2 protein-coding genes are annotated in these 6,000 nt (G+C 45.6%); one reads left to right on the forward strand and one right to left on the reverse strand.

Features of this window, described 5'->3' with window-relative positions; all coding sequences use genetic code 11:
* The first annotated feature begins 224 nt into the window (after positions 1-224).
* Positions 225-5,243, forward strand: a complete 5,019-nt coding sequence (locus MUN53_RS09650; protein WP_243325127.1) for a DEAD/DEAH box helicase — start codon at positions 225-227, stop codon at positions 5,241-5,243.
* 145 nt (positions 5,244-5,388) lie between these two features.
* Here the strand turns inward: MUN53_RS09650 and MUN53_RS09655 are convergent, their stop codons facing one another.
* Positions 5,389-5,913, reverse strand: a complete 525-nt coding sequence (locus MUN53_RS09655; protein ID WP_243325128.1) for a hypothetical protein — start codon at positions 5,911-5,913, stop codon at positions 5,389-5,391.
* Between the last annotated feature and the right edge of the window lie 87 nt (positions 5,914-6,000).

A 6,000-nucleotide genomic window follows, 5' to 3' on the forward strand; every position in this document is an offset into this window, starting at 1 on the left:
TATACGGGCAAAAAGCTGTTTTGCAAAAATCAGAATCTCTTGATAAGAGTTATAGTTATATCGCAAAGGTACGCAAAATATTGCAAATTCCGTGAAAAGTTCTCATTTATAATGGGATAAAAGATGAAAACTGTGCGGATTTGTTCGGCAAATCCACTTTTTCTTGTTTGCTAACATCCTGATTCATAGGATTTATGTTCTTGACGTATATCTCTTATCAAGAGATGAATTTTAAGGATATACTATATAAATTCCGTACCGAATCGTTTACCGAAAAGGAAAAGGGTACAAAGTTCGAGCGACTGATGCGCTCATGGTTATTGACAGACCCTCGCTACAACGAGCTTGAAAAGGTGTGGCTGTGGGAGGACTTTCCGGGGCGCAAGGACTTCGGAGGTACGGACACGGGCATCGACCTCGTGGCCAAGACCGAGATGGGCGACTATTGGGCTATCCAGTGCAAGTGTTATGCGGAGGATGCCGTGATAGACAAGCCCGCCGTGGATTCATTCCTCGCCACCTCCAGCCGCACATTCACTAACGAAGTGACTTTCCAGACTACCCAGTTTACCAAACGGATATGGATTTCAACCACCAACCATTGGGGAAGCAACGCCGAGGAAGCCATCCGCCACCAAGCCCCGCCTTTTACGCGGGTGGGGATGGTTGACCTGAACGCCTCCTGCGTAGACTGGCAAAAACTGATGGACGGACTTACAGGAAACTCCGCGCTTGTAGAGGGCAAGAAACCGCGCAAGCACCAGTTGGATGCCATATCCAAGGCATACACGCACTACATCACAGACGGCAATGACCGGGGCAAGCTCATCATGGCCTGCGGAACGGGAAAGACCTACACCTCACTGCTCATCACCGAACAGTTGCTTAACGGCAAGGGACTGGTACTGTTCATGGTTCCGTCCATCGCCTTGTTGGGGCAGTCGCTCAACGCATGGTCAGCAGACGCGAAGAAACCCATCAAGGCCGTCTGCATCTGTTCGGATTCCAAGGCCTCACGGAAGATACAGAATAAATACGATGATATGGATGACAGTGTGGTTGACCTTGCAGTGCCAGCGTCCACCAGTCCGCAGTCCATAGCTTCGCAGTTGAAGAAATACCGCAGTCACGACGGGTTGGTAGTCGTGTTTTCCACCTACCAGTCCATTGATGCCGTTTCAGCGGCACAGCAGGAGATACTTTCCGAAACAGACGGAGAGTATGGCGTGTTCGACTTCATCATCTGTGACGAAGCCCACCGCACCACGGGCGTGAAGTTGTCGGACAAGGACGAGAGCAATTTCACCAAGATACACTCCGATGACAATGTGCAAGGCAGGAAACGCCTCTATATGACCGCCACACCACGGCTGTACGGTGAATCGGCCAAGATAAAGGCATCGGAAAAGGACTGCATCCTCTGTTCGATGGACGACAAGGCTCTGTATGGGGAGGAGTTCTACCGCGTGAATTTCTCCTACGCCGTTCAGAACGGACTGCTGACCGACTACAAGGTGCTTGTCCTTACCGTCGGTGAGGACGATGTACCGGAAAACATCCGACGCGATGTCACCGACACGACCACGGAACTGAACTTTGACGACACGTCCAAGCTCATCGGCGTAATCAACGGATTGTCGAAGATGATACAGGGTGACGACCACCGCACATGGGATGCCGACCCACACATGATGCGCCGTGCCGTGGCGTTCTGTTCGTCCATTGACAGGAGCGCAAGCAGGGTGGGCATCGCATCCAAATATGTGGCTTCCGTATTGCCGCAAATATCGGAAAAGTACGACGAGAATCTGGATGCGGAAAGCCTTTCGCATACCGTTTCGATAGCCACAAAGCATATAGACGGCTCGATGAACTCACAGGAGCGCAACGGAATCCTGCAATGGCTGGCGGATGAACCGGAAAATGACCGGGAGTGCCGGGTGGTGACCAATGTGCGGTGTCTGTCCGAGGGCGTGGACGTGCCGTCGCTCGATGCCGTGCTGTTCCTTTCCGCCCGTAACTCGCAGGTGGATGTGGTGCAGTCGGTAGGCCGTGTAATGCGCACTTTCCACAAAGGGCTGCCCGACGAGAAGAAGTACGGTTACATCATCATCCCTATTGTCGTGCCGTCCGATGTTTCAGCAGAAGAAGCACTCGACAACAGCAAGACATTCGATGTGGTCTGGGAAATCCTGAACGCGCTGCGTTCCCACGATGACCGTTTCAATGCGATGGTGAACAAGATTGCGCTCAACAAGCAGAAACCCAACAAGCAGTCCTATACACCGTCCGTCACCATCGGTAGGCCGGGGTTGGGCTTTCAGGAGGGAGAGGAAGAAGCAAGGCAGATGGAGAACGCAGAAATCGCCCGGCAGTTGGAACTTCGCTTCGGTGAGTTGCAGGAGGGCATGTATGCCAAGCTCGTGGAGAAGTGCGGCGACCGCCTCTATTGGGAAAACTGGGCAAAGGAAATCGGACTTATCGCGCACAAGTTCATCGAGCGTATATCCAAACTCATCCAGTCCGGCGTACACAAAAAGGCGTTCAACGAATATCTCAAGGGATTGCAGCGCGACCTTAACCCGTCCGTGGATGCGGCACAGGCCATCGAAATGCTGGCGCAGCACATCATCACCCGTCCGGTGTTTGATGCCTTGTTTGCCGATTACCAGTTCGTGAACAACAACGCCGTGAGCCGCTCCATGCAGCGCATGATAGACCTTTTGCAGGAGCAGGCTTTCGAGAAAGATACCGAGGTGCTAGAGAAGTTCTATCAGTCGGTGAGGACGAATGTGGGCGGCATAGACAATCTGGAGGGCAAGCAGACCATCATCAAGAACCTCTACGAAAAGTTCTTCAAGGGCGCGTTTCCGCTCACCGTGGAGAAACTGGGCATTGTCTATACGCCCGTGGAGTGCGTGGACTTCATCATCCATTCTGTAAACGACATACTCAAGGCAGAGTTCAACACTTCGCTGACCGAACAGAATGTGCATATCCTCGACCCGTTTGTAGGAACAGGCACGTTCATTACACGGTTGTTGCAGTCCGGCCTTATCCGACCGGAGGACATGGAGCGCAAGTACCTGAATGAAATCCATTGCAACGAAATCGTGCTGCTGGCCTATTATATCGCCGATGTGAACATTGAATCGGTATTCCATGACATTACCCGTCGGAAAACCTATCTGCCGTACAGCGGCATCTGCCTGACGGACACGTTCCAACTGGCAGAGAAGAAGCACAACGAGCTTTTCACGGAGTTCTTCCAAGACAATTCCAAACGGGTAAAAAAGCAGATGTCCACACACGTGAGGGTTATTGTGGGGAATCCACCGTACTCTGTTGGACAGAAAAGTGCAAATGACAAGGCGCAAAATTTATCTTATCCGTATTTGGAGAAACGAATTTCAGAAACTTATGCTACCGCCACATCAGATAAAGGCCGCACTATCCAATCTCTTTATGATAGCTATATAAAGGCATTTCGTTGGGCATCAGACCGTATACCACAGGACGAAGGCGGTATCGTTGCTTTTATAAGCAATGGCGCATGGCTGGATAGCAATTCGGGAGAGGGTTTCCGGCGTTGTCTTGAAAAAGAATTTACTTCCATTTATGTGCTGAATTTGCGTGGAAACCAACGTACATCGGGAGAACTTTCACGTAAAGAAGGAGGCAAAATTTTTGGTAGCGGTTCTCGTACTCCCATTGCAATCACTTTCCTTGTCAAAAATCCGTCCAAGAAAGGACAGAAAGCAGTTATCCATTACCACGACATAGGCGATTACCTTACCCGTGAGCAGAAGCTCAAAATGGTAAAGGATTTCCGTTCTATTTCTTCGCAGAAACTGGATTGGCAGATTATCACTCCTAACGAAAAGGCAGACTGGATAAATCAGCGAGATGGTGTATTTGATAATTTTATACTATTGGGCAATAAGAAGGATAGTAAGCAAACGGTATTTTCTATATTTTCAGCAGGAGATATTACACACCGTGATGTATGGTGTTATGATTCCTCGTCAAAGTCCTTATCATCAAGAATATCCAATACGATAAATAATTATAATGATGAAATAAAAAAATGCACTGCATGTAAAACGATAGAAGATGTATCTGCTATCGTAAATCTTGACCCAACAAAAATTAAGTGGGACCAGAAATTGTTTGAACAAGCATTGAAAGGTGAACAGCAAATCTTTGATTGCAGTAAAATACGTAAAGCGATATATCGCCCATTCTTTAAGCAATGGTTATACTACGATAAAGTATTTAATTGGAGTCAGTATCAATTACCTAAATTGTTTCCTGACACTACCAGTAAGAATTTCCTGATATGCGTAAGTGGTATAGGGGTAAGCAAAGATTTTTCTTGTATTATATCAGACACTCTTCCAGACTTGGAATTGATAGGGAAAAGCCAATGCTTCCCATTATATAGATACGAAGAAAATAAAAATCAAGAAGGAACTCTTTTCGATGATACGGAAACAAATCGTTATTTCCGCCGTGACGGAATCACCGACTGGATATTGAAAGAAGTCCGCAACCGTTTCGGAGGCTCACGAGCCATCACTAAAGAACACATCTTCTACTATGTGTATGGACTGTTTCACTCCAAGCAATACCGTGAGCGTTTCGCCGATGACTTGAAAAAGTCATTGCCACGCATTCCCATTGTAGATAATGTACAGGACTTCATGGCTTTTTATAAAGCCGGAAAGGAACTTGCCGACCTGCACCTGAACTACGAGCAAGGTATCAATGAGCAGATAACAGGCCAAGACGGTGATTATCCGTTTTATGCAAATAAACCGATGTTTGCACATCGTTCTTTGGGCGTAAAAGTAATTGGCGACATCGACATCTGGCAAAACGAATGGACGGATGAAACCTACCAATACTTTACTGTAGATAAGATGAAATTCGCCAAAGTCCGTGACGAAAACGGGAAACTCGTTGCTGACAAGACACGCATCATTTACAACGGTCATATCACCATCGAGAACATTCCGCTCAAAGCCTACGATTACATCGTCAATGGTAAGTCCGCAATCGAATGGATAATGGAACGCTATGCCGTCACCATTGACAAAGCCTCCCAAATCAAGAACGACCCTAACGACTGGTCAAGAGAACACGAACACCCCCGTTATATCCTCGACCTACTACTGTCGGTCATCATCCTCTCTTGTCAGACGGTGGATATAGTAAGTACTTTGCCAAAACTTCAAATCTAATTTGTTTGCCGAATAAACTGTGTTGAATTTTTATGCAGTTTATTCGGCAATATTATTATGCTATCCATTCATAAAAAGCAATACTGCTATTCACCCTTCATGAATGGCTTTAAATTTGGTCAAATTCAGTAATATAATAGTATCTTCACATAACACCTTGTTTTTTATTAAATCCCATAAGTTCATCTATATGGAGTATAAAATTAGAACTTTTCGCAACACTGCCATTGCCACCTAATTCTTTATATTTACAATAAATCTGTTCTTTTACAGAATCAATTAATTCTTCTGAAACAAGATTCAAATCAAAGTTTACGATATCAGTAGGTTTAATATCTGTTTTGCCTAATAGTTTTACAACAACACCATATAGTACATAGAATAAAATATCATTTTTTTCATAAGGGTTCAAATCTGGTGTCTTACGTATATTATCTTGGATTATCTTTCCAAGTTTACCAACTTTATAATATACAGATAAGTTACAATTTTCAGGATACAACTGATTATAAGTTCTATCATCTGTAAGCAATGTTGATGGTCGTGCTCGTGCAAAATCCGGCTTTCTTAAAAATAGACTTATAAGGCATTGAGCCAAAAAAGATACACTTATAATATCTGTAGCTTTTTTCTTGAGATTTTTATAATACCTAAAATCCGCAACTATCATCCAATACACGATTAAGGGTAGATTTATGAGTCGTTAGTAGCAGCTTTCAGTAAAAAGCAACAGCACAACATCAATATGTAGCCACCA

The sequence above is a fragment of the Parabacteroides faecalis genome (assembly GCF_022809355.1).
Taxonomy (GTDB): domain Bacteria; phylum Bacteroidota; class Bacteroidia; order Bacteroidales; family Tannerellaceae; genus Parabacteroides; species Parabacteroides faecalis.